The following is a 1,465-nucleotide window of genomic DNA, read 5'->3' as shown; positions in this document are numbered from 1 at the left end:
CTTTTTATACACTTATTTCATTATAAATCAGAAACTTTTATCAAAGTGTAACACAGTATTGAGTAAAAGAAACGGTAGCTCAATAGCCACGCCTTTAAGGTCTTTATCTGCAAAATGAAAACAAATGATTAGCAAAATTCCCACAGCCATTAAAAAATTTCCCCAAACAAATGTTTTAGGAAAAAGAATCATTACAGCACTTAGCATTGTAACGGCCCCGGTAATCATCAGTCCGGTTTTATTGAAATTCCACTTACCAAACATTTCCATCATTTCGGGTTTACCCGTTAGCATGGCATAGCCTTGTTTTAGCCCCATAAATACAGCTACCAATGAGTATGCCGTTTATAATTTTTAGTATCATAACTGTTGGTTTTAGTTATTCAAACGCCCTTTTAATGGCTGCTACCCTTGCACTCCAAAAATCTTTTGATGCTTTGGCATCTGGAGCCAGCCCGTCAAAAACATGCACCATGCCGGGGTAAATATGCAGTTCTACCTGGTTGCCGGCAGCGGCAAGTTTTTGGGCATACTCGATGGATTCATCCCGCAGACAATCCATAGTTCCCACTGCTATGAACGCATCTGGCAGGTTGCTTAAATCTTCTATCATATTCGGCACAGTCTTGCCATATTCACTTTCGGGAACATTGGTGAGGTAGCATTGAAAGCCGTAATGGTTCATCCAGCTATCCCAAACGCCTACGCTGTTAATTTCTTTATTGCTGTCAGATGTGTCCCTAATATCAAGCATGGGATAGGCCATTGCCTGCAAAAGAATTTTGGGTCCACCTTCGTTTCTGGCTCTGATGGCAACAGATGTGGTTAGTAGTCCACCAGCACTGCCACCGCCCACAACTACTTTGTCTTTATTAATGCCAAACTCATCGGCGTTACCAACAACATGTAGCAAGCCTTCGTAGCAGTCGTTAAGTGGCTTTGGATAAGGATTTTCGGGTGTGAGGCGGTAGTTTACAGAAGTGATGACACAGTCGAGCTCAAGGGCCAGATTGTACAAGGTGCTGTCTTCCTGCTCAGGTAATCCACTCATAGTGCCACCGCCGTGTATCCAATACAATAGTGGTTTTGGATTGGTTTCGGTAAGTGGTGTAAATACCCTTAGTTGCGTTTCCAACCCATCGCTGTTGGTGAAAAATTTATTTTCAACCCGTAGTTGGTCGGTGCTACTTACAGCTACCTGCTGTGCCATTTGTTGTAAAGCCCCCCTAAAAACTTCCTGCAAGGGCATTCCTTCGGGCGGTGCGGGCTGGCTGGTATAGGCTTTTAAGATGGGTACAAGCTCGTCAGAGATTTTGTTTTGGTACTTCATGTGCATTTAATTTAAAATGTTTCAATAGTTCGTTAAAAAATTAAGCGGCGATGGTGCCGTATAGTAAAAGTTCATTGATATATTTCTGATTTTTGTTCAAGTGTGGGTTGATCCCAAAGGTTGAAAAAAATCGGT

At 42.3% G+C, this 1,465-nt stretch carries 2 protein-coding genes; both read right to left on the bottom strand.

Going from position 1 to position 1,465, the window contains the following annotated elements; all coding sequences use genetic code 11:
• Positions 1–27 precede the first annotated feature (27 nt).
• A complete protein-coding gene (locus ED312_RS23500) occupies positions 28–333 on the bottom strand; it encodes a DoxX family protein (RefSeq protein WP_240643180.1) in 306 nt (101 codons plus the stop codon).
• A gap of 46 nt (positions 334–379) precedes the next feature.
• Positions 380–1,330 carry an alpha/beta hydrolase gene (locus tag ED312_RS23495; protein WP_170164618.1) on the bottom strand — a complete coding sequence of 317 codons (951 nt, stop codon included), beginning with the start codon at positions 1,328–1,330 and terminating at the stop codon, positions 380–382.
• Positions 1,331–1,465 lie beyond the last annotated feature (135 nt).

Source organism: Sinomicrobium pectinilyticum, assembly GCF_003725735.1.
In the GTDB taxonomy this organism is placed as follows: Bacteria; Bacteroidota; Bacteroidia; order Flavobacteriales; family Flavobacteriaceae; genus Sinomicrobium; species Sinomicrobium pectinilyticum.
This window is presented reverse-complemented; position numbering and strand designations above follow the sequence as displayed.